This window comes from Dickeya undicola, assembly GCF_000784735.1.
GTDB classification, from domain to species: domain Bacteria; phylum Pseudomonadota; class Gammaproteobacteria; order Enterobacterales; family Enterobacteriaceae; genus Dickeya; species Dickeya undicola.
The window spans coordinates 16569-36558 of sequence record NZ_JSYG01000007.1; the positions used below are offsets into that span (position 1 = coordinate 16569).

Here is a 19990-nt window from a genome sequence, read left to right on the forward strand (position 1 = left end):
CGCTGCCGAAACATGGCTTTATCTTAGCAACTCTCCCCGGCCGACTTGATGACATTAATGTCATCATACGGTCATGCTGACGACCAGAAACGCTCGCCATGATGAGCAAACGCCAACTCAGGGAAAATCATCATGACAACACATCGTTTTGCCGGGCTATTGCTTTCGTCTTTACTGCTTTGCAGCCACGGAGCCAGTGCTGCTGAGGCACCAGCCAAACCGCAAGCGCCGATCCGTGGCACCATTACGGCGGTATCGGACACACAGTTGCAACTGACCGACCGTAAGGGACAGAAAATCGATGCGGTGTTAACCGCCGAAACCCGCGTGATGAGTATCACCAAGGCTGAGCCGGGCGATATCAAACCCGATAGTTTTATCGGCACGGCCGCTATCCCTCAACCAGATGGAACACTCAAGGCACTCGAAGTACACGTATTCGATGCGAGCCTGCGCGGCACCGGCGAAGGCTTTCGTCCGTGGGAGTCCGCTGACGGAAAAAGCGGCACCATGACTAATGGCACCGTCGGCAAGCTGGTCAACAGCCACGGCCGGACACTGACCGTCACGTATAACGGTGGGCAGAAAACCGTAATCGTGCCGGATGACGTACCGATTGTCAGCATCGCACCGGGTGATCGCAGCCTGTTAAAACCAGGTGCACACATTGTGTTGTTCTCCAGACTGGATGATCAGGGCAAACGTGTCGCCCTTGCGGTTTCCGCGGGTAAAAATGGCACCGTTCCCCCCATGTAACTGGAGGCCGTTATGCCGTCATCTCGCCACTCGATACATGCCTGGCCGGTCAGGCTCACCCACTGGGTCAACCTGCTGGCGATGACCGCTATGTTCATGAGCGGCTGGGAAATCTACAACGCCTCACCGCTGTTTGATTTCCGTTTTCCCCAGTCCATGACGTTAGGCGGCTGGCTGGGTGGTGCTATCGGCTGGCATTTGGCGGTGATGTGGCTGCTGGTAGGTAACGGCGTGCTGTACGTGCTGTGGAGTCTAGCTAGCGGCCACTGGCGGCAACGCTGGTTGCCGCTCACGCCAGCGTCGCTCTGGCACGCTATCCGGCTGACACTGACCTTTCGTCTGCGACATGAGTCCCACCAGTACAACGCCATCCAAAAGCTGATGTATTTCGGTGTCATCGCGCTGGGCGTACTGCTGGTGCTGTCTGGGCTGGCTATCTGGAAGCCGGTCCAGTTGCAGTGGCTGACCACGCTGTTGGGCGGTTTCGCTACCGCTCGTTACGTGCATTTCTTTGCCATGAGCGCAATCGGCCTGTTTGTGGTGATCCACGTGATGATGGTGCTAATCATCCCACGCACGCTATGGACGATGCTGACCGGAGGCAAACATGAGTGATCAATCACCTCGCCGCACGCCGCTGATACTGGAACCAGACCAGAAAAAACAGCTGGTAAATCTGGAACGCCGCCTGATGCTGCGCTCCGGGCTGACGCTCGGTGCCGTAGCGATGCTGACTGGCTGCAACATGCAGGACGGCGACAGCGTTGATAACGTGTTGTGGGCGATGTCGCGCTGGAACGACCGGGTACAGGCATGGCTGTTCAGCGGGCAGCGGCTGGCTCCCAGCTATCGCCCAGACCAGATAACCCAGCCATTTCCGTTTAACGCTTTTTACCCAGAATACAATGTGCCGGAGATCGATCTGGACAGTTATCGTCTGGAGGTTTCCGGCAAGGTGGAGAAAAAGGGAATCTGGACACTGGAGCAACTGCGCCAGCTACCGCAGGAAACACAGATTACCCGGCTTATCTGCATCGAAGGCTGGAGCGCTATCGGCCAGTGGCGCGGCATCCCACTACGCCTTTTTCTACAGCATATCGGCGCTGACCTCACCGCCCGCTATGTTGGCTTCAAATGCGCTGACCGTTATTACTCCAGCATCGATATGGCAACCGCCCTGCACCCGCAAACCATTCTGGCGCTGGAATTCGGCGATCAGGCATTACCCGCCGACTACGGCTACCCGCTACGACTGCGCGTCCCGACCAAACTCGGCTTCAAAAACGCCAAACACATCGCAGCACTGTTCGTCAGCGACACCAACCCCGGCGGCTACTGGGAAGATCAGGGGTATAACTGGTTTAGTGGTATTTGAATGGTAGTTTGCTAAGTTGTCGCTTCATGCACGCCTGTAGCCAGCGCACGTTCAACGGCAGCGCCGATGGTCGCCACCGCCTGCTCGATTTTGGTGGTCATCGGCATGGCGCAGCTCATGCGAATCCCATGACGGTACTTACCTGACGCGGAAAACAACGCGCCTTCTGCGATATGAATCTGACTCTCCTTTAACTGCTGACACAGTTGTACACCATCAAAACTTTCGGGCATTTCCACCCAGAGTACGAAGCCACCTTTGGGGCGACTGACACAGATAGTTTCTGGGAAATAGCGGCGCACCCAGCAGGAAAATAGCTCCAGATTGCGCTGATAAATACCACGCATACGGCGAACATGCGGCTGGTAATACCCTTGCTGAATAAATTCCGCCACGGCCAGTTGTGTACAAACGGTGCTCGACCCGGTACTGGTGTACTTCATATGCAACACCCGATCACGATACCGCCCCGGCACCACCCAACCAACACGCAACCCCGGTGCCAGCGTTTTAGAAAACGAACTGCACAGCAGCACCCGACCGTCGAGATCCATCGACTTCAGTGTGGTCGGCCTCGGGTATTCGTAAGCCAATTCGCCATACACATCATCTTCAATGATGGCAATGTCATAGCGCTGTGCCAACGTCATCAGCGCTCGCTTACGGTGCGGCGGCATAATGAAACCCAGCGGGTTATTGCAATGCGGCACCACCAGCACGGCTTTAATCGGCCACTGCTCCAGAGCCAGTTCCAGTGCTTCCAGGCTAATGCCATTGGTGAAATCTGTAGGAATCTCAATGACTTTTAGATCAAGGCCACACAGTATTTGCAAAATACCGTGAAAAACAGGGGACTCGACGGCAACGATATCCCCTGGGTTCGCCACCGCGCGAATCGCCACTGCCAGCGCCTCCGTCGCGCCACTGGTCACGACAATATCTTCCGCCAACAGCTGGCAACCGCTGTCGACCATTAATCGGGCGATCTGTTCGCGTAACAACGGTGTTCCCGCCAGTTGGTCATACATGAACGAGGACGGATCCTGCCGCTGCCCCACGCGCTGCAACTGCTTCCATAACGGTTTCAGCGTGTTCTGCGTCAGATCCGGCTGGCTGCTTCCGAAGGAAATCAGATTGGGATCCTGCCGGGCCTGTACCAACTCCAGTACCGCCCCCCATTTTTTCACTTCAACCGGACGCTGTACCGGCCGCGACATCGCCGGAATGGGCGGCGACGCTTTGTGGGTACGCACAAAATAACCGGAGCGAGGATACGGCACGATCAATTGCTGCTGCTCCAGCAGGTAGTAGGCCTGTTGTACGGTACTGATACTGACGCCATGCTCCTGACTGAGTGAGCGTACCGACGGCAGCCGCTCCCCGCCCTGATACAGCCCTTGTTCGATACGCTGGGCTAGCAGCGTTGCAAGATGTTGGTAGCGTGTCATCTGTATCCTCCATTACCCCATGAAAAACAAAAACCAGTACAGATAGTCGAATAATTTCACCATTCAGACGGTATAGCATCCATTCTGTATTGAAGAGAAATAGATTTTTTGAATCTGTATTCAAATCACGGACAGACGCATGATAAAGGCACAGCACAACCTGAGGAGATTCATCATGAGCATACCGCGTCGCATCCGCCGGATTCCCCAACCATGCAACTGGCTATCAGCGCTGTATCAGGCGTGGTTGCGTCATCGGGCGCAATCCGCCACCCGCAAACTGTTGTGGAACATGAGCGACGAGCGGTTAAAAGATATTGGGCTGGCCCGTGGCGACATCGAGCGGCAGTATACCTCAGACTACCGCGACGACACGCTCAGACACCGCTAGCCTCGGACAGCCACTGTTCTAACGTCAAGCCCAGCGTCTGCAACGCCCGTTGGATGGTATCGGTGAACGGCGCGGCATAGTTCAGCCGCAAACAGTGGCGATACTTGCCGGTGGCTGAGAATATCGCGCCCGGTGCCACACGGATTTTCTCCCGTCGCAGCGCGTCGTTCAGGCAAGCAGCGTTACACTCGCCAGGCAGTTCGATCCACAGCCAAAACCCACCCTGCGGACGACTAACGCAGATGCCGCTCGGAAAGTAATACCTCACCCAGCAGGCGAACACGTCCAGATTACGCTGGTAACGGGCGCGCATACGCCTCAGATGCGGCTGATAAGCCCCTTGCTGGATGAATTCCGTCAGTGCCCGTTGGATGTGCATCGCCGTCGAACCAGTACTGATGTATTTGAGATGCAGCACGCGATCGAGATAACGACCCGGCGCTATCCAGCCCACCCGCAGGCCAGGTGCCAACGTCTTGGAAAACGAACTGCACAGCAGCACGCGGCCATCGGTATCCAGCGATTTGACGGTGATGGGACGAGGATAGCCATAAGCCAGCTCGCCGTAGATATCGTCCTCGATGATAGCGATATCGAAACGACGTGCCAGCGCCACCAGCGCCCTCTTGCGTTCATCCGGCATAATAAAGCCCAGCGGATTGTTGCAGTTAGGCACCGTCAGCACCGCTTTAATCGGCCACTGCTCCAACGCCAGCTCCAGCGCTTCCAGGCTCAGACCCGACACCGCGTCGGTGGGAATTTCGATCGCCTTGACGCCAAATCCCTGCAGCATCTGCATCACACCGAAAAAATTGGGCGACTCCACCGCCACAATATCACCGGGCTGGCACACAGCGCGAATCGCTATCGACAGCGATTCCTGACATCCCGATGTCACCACAATTTCTTCAGCGCCGAGCTGGCTGCCGCCGTCCAACATCAATCGGGCAATCTGCTCGCGCAATTCCGGCAGGCCGGGCAGGCTGTCGTACCCCAACATCGACAAATCATATTGTTTGCCGCAGTGAGCAATAGCGTGTAGCAACGGTTTGAGCGTCGGTTGTGTGATGTCAGGCATTCCGCCATCCAGCGACAATACATCTGGTGCCCGCCTCTTGTTGGCTATCGCCAGCACCGATTCCCATTGCATAAACTCCACCGGTTGCTGTATCGGGCGCGTCAGCGCTGGCACTGGCGGCATCGCCTTGCGCGGTGAAACGAAATAACCAGAGCGGGACAGCGGCATAATCAACCGCTTAGCCTCCAGTACATAGTAAGCCTGCTGTACCGTACCGATGCTGACACCATGCTCACGGCTCAGCGTCCGCACCGACGGCAACCGTTCTCCGCTCTGATACAGTCCTGCTTCGATACGTTGGGCCAGCAGGTCGGCCAAGTGTTGATAGCGTGTCATATAGCCTCTTTTTACATGCAGCTCAAGTGCCCGAACAGGTACAGATTGGCTGAAAAAACGCTATTCAGATCGTCTGGTAAGCCGTTCTGTATAACCAAACTCGCTATTTTCTGAGGCTGTATTATCGACCTCAGTTTTTCCATCCTATGGTCATGAGCAATAACGGAGGGAAAGATCATGGTGCAGTGGAAAATACCCGTTTGGCCGTCGCTGCGGCGACGCTGGCGAGTATGGCGGGAACGCCAGGCAGCGCTTCGCACCTTAAACAACCTCAGCAATGACCGCCTGGAGGATATCGGGCTGACCCGACAGGATGTCGATCGGATGCGGTAGTCGTTGTCGTGGAGAACGGGAAAAAATTGCGAGCCGTCTTACAGTGGTCAGCAACTGTTGCCCTCCGGTGCCATTTTACGGCGTGACGCTACGCAAAGCGGTGCATCAGCGATCGTCAATGCAACCGGAGAAGATTATGGTGACAGCGTCGGCAAGGGAGCCGACCGGAGCGGCACTCTCTCTCCCGCCGCTGCGCTCGCCACTTCGCCGATGCCGACAGGTATCGGCCCTTCCTATTCGGTGGGATAACCCGGCATCGCCCATACTGACGGCCAATCGCCCGGCTGCCCGCCGTTGCATTCTGGCTGATAGTTGTAGGCCACAAGCTGGAAAGTCTTACCGTCAAATACCCACTGCGCGCTTTCTCCGCAATCGGCAATGCCGCGTCCTTTCGCCGAGTGATACAACATGCCGCTTTCCGGGTCATAATCCGCTTCGGTAAACCAACGGATTTTTTCCTCACGGCTGTCCGCCGGGCGAATAGGTCTTGGCAATTCCAGCAACTGTGCGGCCTGCGGGTTATTACGCGGAGTGACAAACAGCATACTGGAGGACTGATAAGCCCCCATGCCGCAGTTGAGCATCACCAGCGCCAGCTCGTTGGTCAGCGGCTCGGCTTCACTCAACTGGCGAGCCTCTTTGCTCAGCCCGCAGTCTTCTTCTTCCAGCAAGGCTTTTTTGGCACTGATCACACCATTAATCAGCGTCTTCTCATTAGCCAGCGGCGGTGGTTGGGTGTAAGCCGGGGTGATTTCCTGCCCCATCGGAACCGGGGGCACCTGAGCAACCTCACCGTTGCCAACCTGCAATAATGCGCTGAGGTTATTCAAACGCCCCTGACGTTCATCCGCCAGCAATAACGCCGCATTCAGTCCGTTAAGCGAGATCGATTCTTCCTGATTATTACCTTGACCACCGCTGTGCTCCGCTAGCGACAGTCGTTTGGCATTTTTGGCCGCCAGCACAAACTGCTGGATCACATCCAACTGATCAGTATGGACGTAGAACGCGCCTTCTTCTTCATCCGTTTGCCAGGCTGGCTGAGCCAGCGGAAAGCGAACACCATCCAGATACAGCGCCTGACGTTTATCGGCCAGATCGAAGTCCAATGAGATTTTGCCCTGAGCACCCGCTTCACGCTTTAGCGTCACACGCAGGTACGGATCATTGTTCCTGATGTCGCAGTCATTCAGGTTATTGCAGGTAATCTGCCAGTGCCGGAACACCTTCTGCACCGGCGTCGGGTAACCGGAAGGCATCTCACCAGCACTAAACGCGCTGCCGGACAGCAAAACCAGAATGACGCCTGAAAGCGTTGTCGTGAATCGCATCGGACATTCCTTATGAAACTTCCATGCTGATGTTATAGCGCAATTATGTCTTTTCCCCGCCACTAAAAAAACGCTGAAAGCGTTTTTTAACGTCACCTGTGACGGCCCGTAGGGTGAGTTCCGCCGCCAGGTGGAACGAATCATAAAACGCTGAAAGCGTTTTTTAACGTCGCCTGTGACGGCCCGTAGGGTGAGGTCCGCAGTAGACCATTTTTAAACAGTCACCGTCGTCAATAAAAGATCTGCATGTGAAATAAGAATATAAAAAAAACCGCACCTTATCGCTAAGGTACGGTTTTTTATTATCGGTGAAACTGACGGTTATTCGTCGTCGCTGCTGCCAAAGCCTGCGTTCAACAGTTCAGCCAGGTTAGCAGATGCTTCATCCGCGCTCACCTGAGCCACTGCCGGGACTTCGCCAGCCTGACGGCGGCGCATACGATCCTGGTGGTACGCATAACCTGTACCGGCCGGGATCAGACGACCCACGATAACGTTCTCTTTCAGACCGCGCAGTTCGTCGCGTTTGCCCGCAACTGCTGCTTCCGTCAACACGCGTGTCGTTTCCTGGAACGATGCAGCAGAGATGAAGGATTCGGTTGCCAGAGATGCCTTGGTGATACCCAGCAGGTCACGGTGGTACGTAGCCGGGATCTTGCCATCCGCTTCCAACTGACGGTTAGCGATCTTGATGCGCGACACTTCTGCCTGCTCGCCTTCCAGGAACTCGGAACTACCCGCGCTGGCAATAGTCCCTTTACGCAACATCTGACGAACGATAACCTCGATGTGTTTATCGTTAATCTTCACGCCCTGCAGTCGGTAAACTTCCTGCACTTCGTTCACGATGTAACGGGTTACCGCGTGTACGCCGCGCAGACGCAGGATGTCATGCGGAGATTCCGGACCGTCGGAAATCACGTCGCCGCGTTCCACACGTTCACCTTCGAACACGTTGAGCTGACGCCACTTCGGAATCATCTCTTCATATGCATCGCTGCCATCAACCGGAGAAATCACCAGACGACGTTTGCCTTTGGTTTCTTTACCGAAGGATACCACGCCACTGATTTCCGCCAGGATCGCCGGCTCTTTCGGACGACGGGCTTCGAACAGGTCGGCTACGCGCGGCAGACCACCGGTAATATCCTTAGTACCGCCGGATTCCTGCGGGATACGCGCCAGGGTATCACCCGCGCCGATCTGAGCACCGTCTTCCAGCTGAACAATCGCTTTGCCTGGCAGGAAGTACTGCGCAGGCATGTCGGTGCCCGGAATCAGTACGTCGTCGCCGTTGGCGTCAACGATTTTCAGCGCCGGACGCAGATCTTTACCACCACCGGTACGTTCCGCACTGTCCAGAACCACGATGGAGGACAAACCGGTCAGTTCGTCGGTCTGACGAGTAATCGTCTGGCCGTCGATCATATCGGTAAAGCGAATGCTACCGCCTACTTCGGTAATAACCGGCATGGTATGCGGGTCCCAGTTCGCTACGGTATCGCCACCGTTAACTTCTGAGCCATCGCCTTTGCCCATTACCGCACCGTAAGGCACTTTATAGCTTTCTTTGGTACGTCCGAATTCGTCGATCAGTTTCAGCTCGGTGTTACGCGAGGTGATAACCAGCTTGCCTGCACCGTTCTTAACGAACTTGGCGTTGCTCAGTTTCAGGCTACCTTTGTTCTTCACCTGAATGCTGGATTCAGCGGCCGCACGCGATGCCGCACCACCGATGTGGAACGTACGCATCGTCAGCTGAGTACCCGGTTCACCGATGGACTGTGCTGCGATAACCCCGATGGCCTCACCTTTGTTGATGATGTGACCACGTGCCAGGTCGCGACCGTAGCACTTGGCGCACACACCGAAGTCGGTTTCACAACCTACTACGGAGCGTACTTTCACCGCATCGACTGAGTTTTCTTCCAGCAGGTCACACCATTTCTCGTTCAGCAACGTATTGCGCGGAACCAGAATGTCTGCGGTGCCCGGTTTCAGCACGTCTTCAGCCGTTACACGGCCCAGTACGCGCTCACGCAGCGGCTCTTTCACGTCGCCGCCTTCGATAACCGGCGTCATCATGATGCCTTCGTGCGTACCGCAATCGTCCTCGGTCACCACCAGGTCCTGCGCCACGTCAACCAGACGACGGGTCAGGTAACCGGAGTTCGCGGTCTTCAACGCGGTATCCGCCAGACCTTTACGCGCACCGTGGGTGGAGATGAAGTACTGGAGTACGTTCAGACCTTCACGGAAGTTCGCGGTGATCGGCGTTTCGATGATGGAGCCGTCCGGCTTCGCCATCAGACCACGCATCCCCGCCAGCTGACGAATCTGTGCCGCAGAACCACGCGCACCGGAGTCGGCCATCATAAAGATGCTGTTAAAGGAAACCTGTTTCTCTTCTTCGCCGTTACGGTTGATAACGGTTTCAGTAGAGAGGTTTTCCATCATCGCCTTAGCCACACGTTCGTTCGCAGCAGCCCAGATGTCGATGACTTTGTTGTAACGTTCGCCCGCGGTGACCAGACCAGACTGGAACTGCTCCTGGATTTCGGCCACTTCGGCTTCCGCTTCGCTGATGATTTCCACTTTCTTCGCCGGAATGACCATATCGTCGATACCAACGGAAGAACCGGAACGCGCCGCGTAAGCAAAGCCGGTGTACATGATCTGGTCGGCGAAAATAACCGTCGGCTTCAGACCCAGTACGCGGTAGCAGGTGTTCAACATCTTGGAGATCGCTTTCTTACCCAGCGCCTGGTTGACGATGGAGTAAGGCAGACCTTTCGGCACGATCATCCACAGGATAGAACGACCCACGGTGGTGTCGATCAGGCTGGTTTTCTGCGTCCACTCGCCCTGCGCATTCTTCTGGTGCTCGGTAATACGCACCTTCACGCGAGCGTGCAGCGAAGCCAGGCCAGCACGATAGATACGCTCAGCTTCTTTCGGACCGGTCAGCACCATGCCTTCGCCTTTGGCGTTAACACAGTCACGGGTCATGTAGTACAGACCCAACACCACGTCCTGAGACGGAACGATGATCGGCTCACCGTTCGCTGGCGACAGAATGTTGTTGGTGGACATCATCAGCGCACGCGCTTCCAACTGGGCTTCCAGCGTCAGCGGTACGTGAACAGCCATCTGGTCACCGTCGAAGTCGGCGTTATACGCCGCACACACCAGCGGGTGCAGCTGAATAGCTTTACCTTCGATCAATACCGGTTCGAATGCCTGAATACCCAGACGGTGCAGGGTCGGCGCACGGTTCAGCAGTACCGGGTGTTCGCGGATGACTTCATCCAGGATATCCCATACCACGGCTTCTTCACGCTCAACCATTTTCTTGGCGGCTTTGATGGTGGTAGCAAGACCACGCAGTTCCAGCTTGCCGTAGATGAACGGTTTGAACAGTTCCAGCGCCATTTTCTTCGGCAGACCGCACTGGTGCAGACGCAGGTACGGACCAACGGTAATAACGGAACGACCGGAGTAGTCCACGCGTTTACCCAGCAGGTTCTGACGGAAACGACCCTGCTTACCTTTGATCATGTCAGCCAGCGATTTCAGCGGACGCTTGTTGGAACCGGTGATCGCACGACCGCGACGGCCGTTATCCAGCAGCGCATCCACCGCTTCCTGCAACATACGTTTTTCGTTACGTACGATGATGTCTGGCGCAGCCAGATCCAGCAGGCGTTTCAAACGGTTGTTACGGTTGATCACGCGACGGTACAGATCGTTCAGATCGGAGGTCGCGAAACGACCACCGTCCAGCGGAACCAGCGGACGCAAATCCGGTGGCAGTACCGGCAGCACGGTTAGGATCATCCACTCCGGCTTGTTACCGGACTGCACAAACGCTTCCAGCAGCTTGATACGCTTGGTCAGCTTCTTACGTTTGGTTTCGGAGTTGGTTTCGTTCAGCTCTTCACGCAGCTGCTCGCATTCCTGCTCCAGATCCATGTTTTTCAGCAGAGCCTGGATCGCTTCGGCACCCATCTTGGCGTCGAATTCGTCACCGAACTCTTCCAGCGCGTCCAGATACTGCTCTTCAGTCAGGATCTGGCGGCGTTCCAGGTTGGTCATCCCACCTTCGATAACGACGTAAGATTCGAAGTACAGTACACGCTCGATATCGCGCAGCGGCATATCCAGCAGCAGGCCGATACGAGACGGCAGGGATTTCAGGAACCAGATGTGAGCCGTCGGAGACGCCAGCTCGATGTGGCCCATGCGCTCACGACGCACTTTGGTCTGGGTCACTTCAACGCCGCACTTCTCACAAATCACGCCACGGTGTTTCAGGCGCTTGTACTTACCGCACAAGCACTCGTAGTCTTTTACCGGCCCAAAAATACGGGCACAGAACAAACCGTCACGTTCTGGTTTGAACGTACGGTAGTTGATGGTTTCTGGCTTTTTAACTTCACCAAAAGACCAGGAACGGATCATGTCTGGCGAGGCCAGAGCAATTTTGATCGCATCAAACTCTTCGGTTTTAGTTTGCGCTTTCAGAAACTTTAATAAGTCTTTCACGGATTGGCTCCTGTCGGAGTTAGACCTGTCAGACACCTGAACCATGCCGTTAAAAACACAGCTCAGGTGCCCCTGTAACGAATGCTCGCAGCGCTATCGGGCTGGGATTACTCTTCTTCCAGCTCGATGTTGATACCTAGGGAGCGGATTTCTTTCAACAGTACGTTGAAGGATTCCGGCATTCCTGGTTCCATCCGGTGATCGCCATCCACGATGTTTTTATACATCTTGGTACGGCCGTTCACGTCATCGGATTTCACCGTCAACATTTCCTGCAGGGTATAGGCTGCGCCGTAAGCTTCCAGCGCCCACACTTCCATCTCACCGAAGCGCTGACCACCGAACTGCGCCTTACCACCCAGCGGCTGCTGGGTAACCAGGCTGTACGAGCCGGTAGAACGGGCGTGCATCTTGTCATCCACCAAGTGGTTCAGTTTCAGCATGTACATGTAGCCCACGGTAACCGGACGCTCGAACTGCTCGCCAGTACGGCCGTCGAACAGACGAATCTGACCAGAAGTCGGCAGATCGCCGAGTTTCAGCAACTCTTTGATCTCGTTTTCTTTGGCACCGTCGAACACCGGCGTGGCGATCGGCATACCTTTCTTCAGATTTTCTGCCAGACGCAGCACTTCTTCATCACTGAAGGTGTTCAGGTCGACTTTCTGGCGCACGTCGTTACCCAGGTCATAAGCTCTCTGGATAAACTCGCGCAGCTTGGCCACTTCCTGCTGCTGCTTGAGCATGGCGTTGATCTTGTCGCCGATGCCTTTGGCAGCCATACCCAGGTGGGTTTCCAGAATCTGACCGATGTTCATACGTGACGGTACGCCCAGCGGGTTCAGTACGATATCGACCGGCGTGCCGTTCTCGTCGTAAGGCATATCCTCGATCGGGTTGATCTTGGAGATAACACCCTTGTTACCGTGACGGCCTGCCATCTTGTCACCCGGCTGGATCTGACGCTTAACGGCCAGATACACTTTGACGATCTTCAGCACGCCCGGTGCCAGATCATCACCCTGGGTGATTTTGCGGCGTTTGGCTTCGAGTTTTTTCTCGAATTCGTGTTTCAGTTCGTCATACTGTTCAGCCAACTGCTCCAGCTGGTTCTGCTTCTCTTCGTCGGTCAGACCCAGTTCCAGCCAACGCTCACGCGGCAGCTTGTCCAGTTTGTCGGCTTCAACGCCACCGGCAACCAGCACATCATGGATACGGGCAAACAGACCGGCTTCCAGAATCTGCAGTTCTTCAGTCAGGTCTTTCTTCGCCTGCTTGAGCTGCATTTCTTCGATTTCCAGCGCACGTTTGTCTTTTTCCACGCCATCGCGGGTAAAGACCTGCACGTCGATAACCGTACCGGAAACACCGTTCGGCACACGCAGAGAAGAGTCTTTAACGTCAGACGCTTTCTCACCAAAGATGGCGCGCAGCAGTTTCTCTTCTGGTGTCAGCTGGGTTTCGCCTTTCGGCGTCACTTTACCGACCAGAATATCGCCGCCAGTCACTTCAGCACCGATGTAAACGATGCCGGATTCATCCAGCTTGGAGAGCGCTGCTTCACCCACGTTCGGGATATCGGCAGTAATCTCTTCAGGCCCCAGCTTGGTGTCACGGGACACGCACGCCAGTTCCTGGATATGGATGGTGGTAAAGCGGTCTTCCTGCACCACACGCTCGGAAACGAGGATGGAGTCTTCGAAGTTGTAACCGTTCCAGGGCATGAACGCGACGCGCATGTTCTGACCCAGCGCCAGTTCACCCAGATCGGTAGACGGGCCGTCGGCCAGCACATCGCCGCGCTCAACTGGTTCGCCCAGCGACACGCACGGCATCTGGTTGATGCAGGTGTTCTGGTTAGAACGGGTGTACTTGGTCAGGTTGTAGATATCGATGCCAGCTTCGCCCGGATACATCTCATCTTCGTTAACTTTGATAACGATACGGGACGCATCCACGTACTGGACCAGACCACCACGTTTAGCTACGGCAGTTACCCCGGAGTCAACCGCAACAGCGCGTTCCATACCGGTGCCCACCAGCGGCTTGTCAGCACGCAGGGTCGGAACCGCCTGACGTTGCATGTTCGCACCCATCAGGGCGCGGTTGGCGTCATCGTGCTCCAGGAACGGAATCAGGGACGCACCCACGGATACAACCTGCTGGGTGGAAACGTCCATGTAGTCAACCTGATCGCGGCTGAACAAGCTGGATTCGCCCTTGCTACGGCAGGTAACCAGCTCCTCGATGAAGTGACCTTCGTCATCCAGGTTGGTGTTCGCCTGAGCAATAACGTAGTTGCCTTCTTCAATCGCTGACAGGTAATGGATCTCGTCGGTCACCACGCCATCGCGTACACGGCGATACGGGGTTTCCAGGAAGCCGTACTCGTTGGTCTGTGCGTACACAGACAGCGAGTTGATCAGACCGATGTTCGGACCTTCTGGCGTTTCGATAGGACATACACGGCCGTAATGGGTCGGGTGTACGTCTCGAACTTCAAAGCCAGCGCGCTCACGGGTCAGACCGCCTGGGCCCAATGCGGAAATACGGCGTTTGTGCGTAATTTCGGACAGCGGGTTGTTCTGGTCCATAAACTGAGACAGCTGGCTGGAACCGAAGAACTCTTTCACCGCAGCGGAAATCGGCTTGGCGTTGATCATGTCCTGCGGCATCAGCGTATCCAGATCGCCCAGAGACAGACGCTCTTTCACCGCACGTTCAACACGCACCAGACCGACGCGGAACTGGTTTTCCGCCATTTCGCCCACGGAACGGATACGACGGTTGCCCAGATGGTCGATATCGTCGACTTCGCCCTTACCGTTACGGATATCGATGAGTTTTTTCATCACATCGATAATGTCCGCTTTGCTCAGAATCCCGGAACCTTCGATTTCTTCGCGCAGCAGAGAACGGTTGAACTTCATACGACCAACTGCGGACAGATCGTAACGATCCTCGGAGAAGAACAGATTCTCGAACAGCGTCTCGGCTGCTTCACGTGTCGGCGGCTCGCCCGGACGCATCATGCGGTAGATTTCGACCAGCGCACTCAGGCGATCGTTGGTCGGGTCGACACGCAGAGTCTCGGACATGTACGGACCGTGGTCCAGATCATTGGTGAACAGCGTGTCGAGACGCTTATGACCCGCCTGGCTCAGTTTAGCCAGCAGATCCAGCGACAGTTCCATGTTCGCCATCGCGATCACTTCACCGGTGCTTTCATCCACGTAATCTTTAGCCAGCACTTTACCGGCGATGTATTCGACCGGTACTTCAATGCGTTCGATGCCGTCTTTTTCCAACTGACGAATATGGCGCGCGGTGATGCGGCGGCCTTTCTCAACGTAGACTTTACCGTCAGCTTCGATGTCGAACGACGCGGTTTCGCCACGCAGACGTTCCGGCACCAGCTCCATCTGCAGCTTGTTATTGTGGATTTCGTACACCACTTTATCGAAGAACAGATCCAGAATTTCTTCGGTGGAGTAGCTCAACGCACGCAGAATGATGGTCGCAGGCAATTTACGGCGACGATCGATACGGACAAACAGATTGTCTTTCGGGTCGAATTCAAAATCCAGCCAGGAACCACGGTAAGGAATGATACGTGCGTTATACAGCACCTTACCGGAAGAGTGGGTTTTACCCTTATCGCTGTCGAAGAAGACGCCTGGGCTACGATGCAGCTGCGAAACGATAACACGCTCAGTACCATTGATAACAAAAGTACCGTTGTCGGTCATGAGCGGGATTTCGCCCATGTACACTTCTTGTTCTTTGATGTCTTTAACGGTGCCTTCCGGCGCTTCGCGCTCGTAGATCACCAGACGCAGTTTCACGCGCAGCGGCGCGGAGAAGGTAACACCGCGGATTTGACATTCCTGAACGTCAAATACCGGCTCACCCAGACGATAACTCACGTACTGCAGTTCGGAATTACCGCTGTAACTTGCGATAGGAAATACGGAACGGAATGCAGCTTCCAGACCGTACTGGCCTTCCGGATCTTGCTCGATAAACTTCTGGAACGAGTCAAGCTGGATAGAAAGGAGATAAGGCACATCCAGTACTTGCGGACGTTTGCCAAAATCCTTACGAATACGTTTTTTCTCGGTATAGGAGTAAACCATAGGGTTCCTCAGCTCGCTGACAAGTCGACCCACTTTGTCCGCCCTGAAAAGGACGGTTCATGCAACACCATTTATGTCGATCGGAAAGTGGAACACATTCCGCAATACCTGTTTCTATCACTCTTAAATCATTTCATTGCGCTTTACACAGAACAGGTGCTCTGGCGCAGTATATTAAGTCGTCGATAGAAACAAGCATTGATGGGAAACCAGCAGTCAAACAGTGTGAAACACTACCGGCACCCTACAGCGCAAAAAGGCTGGTGACCAAAAAGTCACCAGCCATCAGCCTGATTTCTCAGGCTGCAACCGGAAGGGTTGGCTTATTTAACTTCAACTTCAGCGCCAGCTTCTTCCAGAGATTTTTTCAGAGCTTCAGCGTCATCTTTGCTCACGCCTTCTTTCAGAGCGGCCGGAGCAGACTCAACCAGGTCTTTTGCTTCTTTCAGACCCAGGCCAGTTGCGCCACGAACTGCTTTGATAACGGCAACTTTGTTAGCGCCAGCAGCTTTCAGGATAACGTCGAACTCAGTTTTCTCTTCAGCAGCTTCAACCGGGCCAGCAGCAACAGCTACAGCAGCGGCAGCAGAAACGCCGAATTTTTCTTCCATTGCAGAGATCAGCTCAACAACGTCCATTACAGACATAGCCGCTACTGCTTCAATGATTTGATCTTTAGTGATAGACATGACAATTGTTCCTAACAATCAGAAAAAGTTTATACGTTAGCAAATGCGATAACAGGAAAAGTGCGATTAAGCAGCTTCTTTCTGATCGCGAACAGCAGCCAGAGTGCGGACCAGTTTGCCAGCAGAGGCTTCTTTCATGGTCGCCATCAGGCGTGCAATTGCTTCTTCGTAAGTCGGCAGCGTTGCCAGACGGTCAATTTGAGCCGCCGGAATCAACTCACCTTCAAAGGCCGCAGCTTTAACCTCAAATTTTGCATTCGCTTTCGCGAACTCTTTGAACAGACGAGCAGCAGCGCCCGGGTGCTCCATAGAGTATGCAATCAGGGTCGGACCAACAAACGTGTCTTTCAGGCATTCGAACTGAGTGCCTTCAACGACGCGGCGCAGCAGGGTGTTACGAACAACACGCATGTATACGCCAGCTTCACGACCTGCTTTACGCAGTTCAGTCATTTTATCTACGGTAACGCCACGGGAATCCGCAACTACCGCAGACAGCGCGCCTTTGGCCACTTCGCTGACTTCAGCAACAATCGCTTGTTTGTCTTGAAGATTTAATGCCATTAGCTTTTGCTCCTGGATTTAGCCGGAGAAAATCTCCGGAACTCACTTCACCTGTCGCCAAAACGGAGACAGGCGCTGAAACACGGTGAGCAGAATCCAGCAGGACTATTCTTTAAAAAAGAATAAAAATGTTCTTTAGGCTCTGTCACCGTCTACGCAGGAAAATTAAGTTCCCTTATCCTAAGGATATTGAAACACCTGCGGTCTTGGACGGAGGCCTGGATTAGGCCAGGCTCCAACCGAAAAATCGTCTCTTGTTCATTTACAGAACAACGGGCGTAAGATTATAAAGAAATCCCTCGCCCGGGTAAAGAGGAACAAAAGCTATCAGTTTGCGACTGCGTTCAGACCACTCTGATCGATGGCAACACCAGCACCCATAGTGGTGGAGATGCTAACTTTCTTGATGTACACGCCTTTCGCCTGAGCAGGTTTGGCTTTTTTCAGCGCAACCAGCAGAGCTTCCAGGTTTTCTTTCAGTTTGTCAGCATCGAAATCAACCTTACCGATAGTGGTATGGATGATACCGTTCTTGTCGTTACGGTAACGAACCTGACCGGCTTTGGCGTTTTTCACAGCTTCAGCAACGTTCGGGGTTACAGTACCCACTTTCGGGTTCGGCATCAGGCCGCGCGGCCCCAGGATCTGGCCCAGTTGACCAACAACGCGCATTGCATCCGGAGAAGCAATAACTACGTCGAAGTTCATCTCGCCTTTCTTGATCTGGTCAGCCAGGTCATCCATACCTACCAGGTCAGCACCGGCAGCTTTAGCTGCTTCAGCGTTGGCACCCTGAGTAAATACAGCGACACGAACAGTACGGCCAGTACCGTGCGGCAGTACAGTCGCGCCACGAACGTTCTGGTCAGATTTACGTGCGTCGATGCCCAGGTTTACGGCAACGTCAACACTTTCAACAAATTTAGCAGTGGCCAGCTCTTTCAGCAGGGCAACGGCTTCGTTGATGTCATACTGTTTGGTTACATCAACTTTTTCACGGATCACGCGCATGCGCTTGGTCAGCTTAGCCATTTCTTAGTCCTCCACTACCAGGCCCATGGAACGAGCAGTACCTTCAATGGAACGCGCCATGGCTTCCACGTCAGCACCTGTCATGTCCGCCGCTTTGGTCTGGGCAATTTCCAGAACCTGAGCACGGGTCACTTTACCCACTTTGTCTTTGTTCGGCTTACCGGAACCAGACTTGATACCAGCCGCTTTTTTCAGCAGTACAGATGCTGGCGGAGTTTTGGTAACGAAGGTGAAGGAACGGTCAGAGTAAACAGTGATAACAACCGGAATCGGCAGACCTTTTTCCAGGCTTTCTGTTTTAGCGTTGAATGCCTTACAGAATTCCATGATGTTAACACCCTGCTGACCCAGAGCCGGACCAACTGGCGGACTCGGGTTAGCCATACCAGCTGCAACCTGCAGCTTGACATAGGCTTGTACTTTCTTGGCCATTTAGCTTTCCTCTAATGGGTAATAACGCTTCATGAAGAAGCTCCCCGCGATTTATAAACATGTTATGCGTCTTAATGACACATAAAACAAAGGCGCGAAATTGTAGGTCAATTTCGCGCCGGATACAAGTATCGAATGTAGGCAGTGATCAGCCTTTTTCAACCTGGCTGAAATCCAGCTCGACAGGGGTCGCTCGGCCAAAGATGGAGACAGAAACCTTCAGGCGGCTTTTCTCGTAATCGACTTCTTCCACCACACCATTGAAATCGGCAAACGGCCCATCGTTGACGCGCACCATTTCGCCCGGTTCGAACAGTGTTTTCGGCCGCGGCTTGTCGCCCACCTGCTGCAGGCGGTTCATGATAGCGTCTACTTCTTTATCGCTGATCGGCGCAGGGCGATCAGACGTTCCGCCAATGAATCCCATAACGCGTGGTACGCTACGGACCAAGTGCCAGCTGGCATCGTCCATCACCATCTGTACCAGTACATAACCTGGGAAAAATTTACGCTCGCTTTTGCGGCGCTGGCCACCACGAATTTCAACCACTTCTTCAGTCGGCACCATTACTTCGCCAAAGTGGTCTTCCATGTTATGGAGCTTAATATGTTCACGCAGAGACTGTGCTACGCGACCTTCAAAGCCAGAAAACGCCTGAACGACGTACCAACGTTTCTTTGGAGCTTCAGACATCTTAGAACCTCAGGCCAGTAATAAACGATACCAGACGCACCAGAATGCCATCCAGTCCCCACAGAATCAGCGACATAACGGCAGTTACAGCAGCAACGATCAGTGTGGTGTGCAATGTTTCCTGCCGGGTCGGCCAGATCACCTTGCGAACTTCGGTCCGGGCTTCACGCGCAAACAAAACCGTTGCTTTGCCTTTCGTTGTCAGCAATGCCACGCCGCCCGCCGCAGCGATTAAAATAACTACAGCTAATGCGCGCAGCGGCAAACTGAATTCACGGTAGTAGTAATTGCCTACAATTGCCGCGATCAGTAATACTGCAACGACCAGCCATTTCAGCGCCTCAAGACCACGCCCGCTCTCCTGAGCTTCGGTATTCGCACTCATAAACCAACCTGTCACTAGATTCAGACAAATAATTTTGCCCCGCCGTAAGGGCAAACCAGACCGGAAAGTATTCTAAAATCGAGCAATCCGGGACTCACACCGCTTACACAGAGCCTATCTCACCAATGATTATACTGCACAATCGCTGATGAGATAGGTTCTACGACAACAGCGTAGAAAAAGGGCATCAAATGATGCCCTTTTACCGCATGTTGCGTCAAATTTTATCAGCAATTAAGCGATAACTTTGGCAACCACGCCGGCGCCTACAGTACGGCCGCCTTCACGGATAGCGAAACGCAGACCGTCGTCCATCGCGATCGGCGCGATCAGGTTTACGACCATCTTGATGTTGTCGCCCGGCATAACCATTTCCACGCCTTCCGGCAGTTCGATGGTGCCAGTCACGTCAGTTGTACGGAAGTAGAACTGCGGACGGTAGCCTTTGAAGAACGGAGTATGACG

General features: G+C 54.3%; 18 protein-coding genes. 6 read left to right on the forward strand and 12 right to left on the reverse strand.

Annotation, left to right across the window (positions count from 1 at the left end):
• Nucleotides 1–132: 132 nt before the first annotated feature.
• From OB87_RS03280 to OB87_RS03290, 3 genes are read left to right on the forward strand one after another with little or no spacing between them, the layout of a single operon-like run.
• Complete coding sequence (locus tag OB87_RS03280) at nucleotides 133–756, forward strand: hypothetical protein (protein WP_033568022.1); 624 nt, start codon at nucleotides 133–135, stop codon at nucleotides 754–756.
• A 12-nt stretch (nucleotides 757–768) separates the two neighbouring features.
• Nucleotides 769–1371 (forward strand): cytochrome b/b6 domain-containing protein, encoded by a 603-nt coding sequence (locus tag OB87_RS03285; RefSeq protein WP_033568023.1) that lies wholly within the window; start codon nucleotides 769–771, stop codon nucleotides 1369–1371.
• Nucleotides 1364–2131, forward strand: coding sequence for a molybdopterin-dependent oxidoreductase (locus OB87_RS03290; RefSeq protein ID WP_033568024.1), 768 nt, complete (start codon nucleotides 1364–1366; stop codon nucleotides 2129–2131). Before OB87_RS03285 ends, OB87_RS03290 begins: the two co-directional genes overlap by 8 nt.
• 11 nt (nucleotides 2132–2142) lie before the next feature.
• Here OB87_RS03290 and OB87_RS03295 read toward each other — a convergent pair whose 3' ends face one another.
• Nucleotides 2143–3579 (reverse strand): aminotransferase-like domain-containing protein, encoded by a 1437-nt coding sequence (locus OB87_RS03295; protein ID WP_033568025.1) that lies wholly within the window; start codon nucleotides 3577–3579, stop codon nucleotides 2143–2145.
• Between the two features lie 175 nt (nucleotides 3580–3754).
• Between OB87_RS03295 and OB87_RS03300 the strand changes: the two genes are divergently transcribed.
• Nucleotides 3755–3970, forward strand: coding sequence for a DUF1127 domain-containing protein (locus OB87_RS03300; protein ID WP_033568026.1), 216 nt, complete (start codon nucleotides 3755–3757; stop codon nucleotides 3968–3970).
• On the opposite strand, the gene OB87_RS03305 is transcribed toward OB87_RS03300, so the two are convergent.
• Complete coding sequence (locus OB87_RS03305) at nucleotides 3957–5384, reverse strand: aminotransferase-like domain-containing protein (RefSeq protein ID WP_033568027.1); 1428 nt, start codon at nucleotides 5382–5384, stop codon at nucleotides 3957–3959. The two genes, OB87_RS03300 and OB87_RS03305, sit on opposite strands and share 14 nt — an antisense overlap.
• 177 nt (nucleotides 5385–5561) lie before the next feature.
• Here OB87_RS03305 and OB87_RS19655 point away from each other — a divergent pair, with 177 nt between their 5' ends.
• Both OB87_RS19655 and OB87_RS20495 read left to right on the forward strand, forming a co-directional pair.
• Nucleotides 5562–5717 (forward strand): DUF1127 domain-containing protein, encoded by a 156-nt coding sequence (locus tag OB87_RS19655; protein ID WP_081977343.1) that lies wholly within the window; start codon nucleotides 5562–5564, stop codon nucleotides 5715–5717.
• Between the two features lie 3 nt (nucleotides 5718–5720).
• Complete coding sequence (locus tag OB87_RS20495; protein WP_148042042.1) at nucleotides 5721–5966, forward strand: hypothetical protein; 246 nt, start codon at nucleotides 5721–5723, stop codon at nucleotides 5964–5966.
• Here OB87_RS20495 and OB87_RS03310 read toward each other — a convergent pair.
• The 10 genes from OB87_RS03310 to OB87_RS03355 form a co-directional block, all read right to left on the reverse strand.
• The gene (locus OB87_RS03310; RefSeq protein ID WP_033568028.1) at nucleotides 5951–7048 is read right to left on the reverse strand and encodes a DUF1176 domain-containing protein; all 1098 of its coding nucleotides are present in this window, start codon (nucleotides 7046–7048) and stop codon (nucleotides 5951–5953) included. The two genes, OB87_RS20495 and OB87_RS03310, sit on opposite strands and share 16 nt — an antisense overlap.
• A 321-nt stretch (nucleotides 7049–7369) precedes the next feature.
• Nucleotides 7370–11593 carry a DNA-directed RNA polymerase subunit beta' gene (rpoC, locus tag OB87_RS03315; RefSeq protein ID WP_033568029.1) on the reverse strand — a complete coding sequence of 1408 codons (4224 nt, stop codon included), beginning with the start codon at nucleotides 11591–11593 and terminating at the stop codon, nucleotides 7370–7372.
• A gap of 107 nt (nucleotides 11594–11700) precedes the next feature.
• Complete coding sequence (rpoB, locus tag OB87_RS03320; protein WP_033568030.1) at nucleotides 11701–15729, reverse strand: DNA-directed RNA polymerase subunit beta; 4029 nt, start codon at nucleotides 15727–15729, stop codon at nucleotides 11701–11703.
• Between the two features lie 323 nt (nucleotides 15730–16052).
• A complete protein-coding gene (rplL, locus tag OB87_RS03325; protein WP_000028879.1) occupies nucleotides 16053–16418 on the reverse strand; it encodes a 50S ribosomal protein L7/L12 in 366 nt (121 codons plus the stop codon).
• Between the two features lie 66 nt (nucleotides 16419–16484).
• Nucleotides 16485–16982 carry a 50S ribosomal protein L10 gene (gene rplJ / locus OB87_RS03330; RefSeq protein WP_012882962.1) on the reverse strand — a complete coding sequence of 166 codons (498 nt, stop codon included), beginning with the start codon at nucleotides 16980–16982 and terminating at the stop codon, nucleotides 16485–16487.
• Between the two features lie 327 nt (nucleotides 16983–17309).
• Entirely contained in the window at nucleotides 17310–18014 is a 705-nt protein-coding gene (rplA, locus tag OB87_RS03335) for a 50S ribosomal protein L1 (protein WP_033568031.1), read from the reverse strand.
• A gap of 3 nt (nucleotides 18015–18017) precedes the next feature.
• On the reverse strand, nucleotides 18018–18446 hold the full coding sequence (gene rplK, locus OB87_RS03340; RefSeq protein WP_015855385.1) for a 50S ribosomal protein L11: 429 nt from the start codon (nucleotides 18444–18446) through the stop codon (nucleotides 18018–18020).
• A gap of 148 nt (nucleotides 18447–18594) precedes the next feature.
• Nucleotides 18595–19140, reverse strand: coding sequence for a transcription termination/antitermination protein NusG (gene nusG, locus OB87_RS03345; protein ID WP_015848189.1), 546 nt, complete (start codon nucleotides 19138–19140; stop codon nucleotides 18595–18597).
• A 1-nt stretch (nucleotide 19141) separates the two neighbouring features.
• A complete protein-coding gene (gene secE, locus OB87_RS03350; protein WP_033568032.1) occupies nucleotides 19142–19525 on the reverse strand; it encodes a preprotein translocase subunit SecE in 384 nt (127 codons plus the stop codon).
• Nucleotides 19526–19759: 234 nt separating this feature from the next.
• Nucleotides 19760–19990, reverse strand: a 231-nt coding sequence (locus OB87_RS03355; RefSeq protein WP_033568033.1) for an EF-Tu C-terminal domain-related protein, incomplete at its 5' end; no start/stop codon positions are given.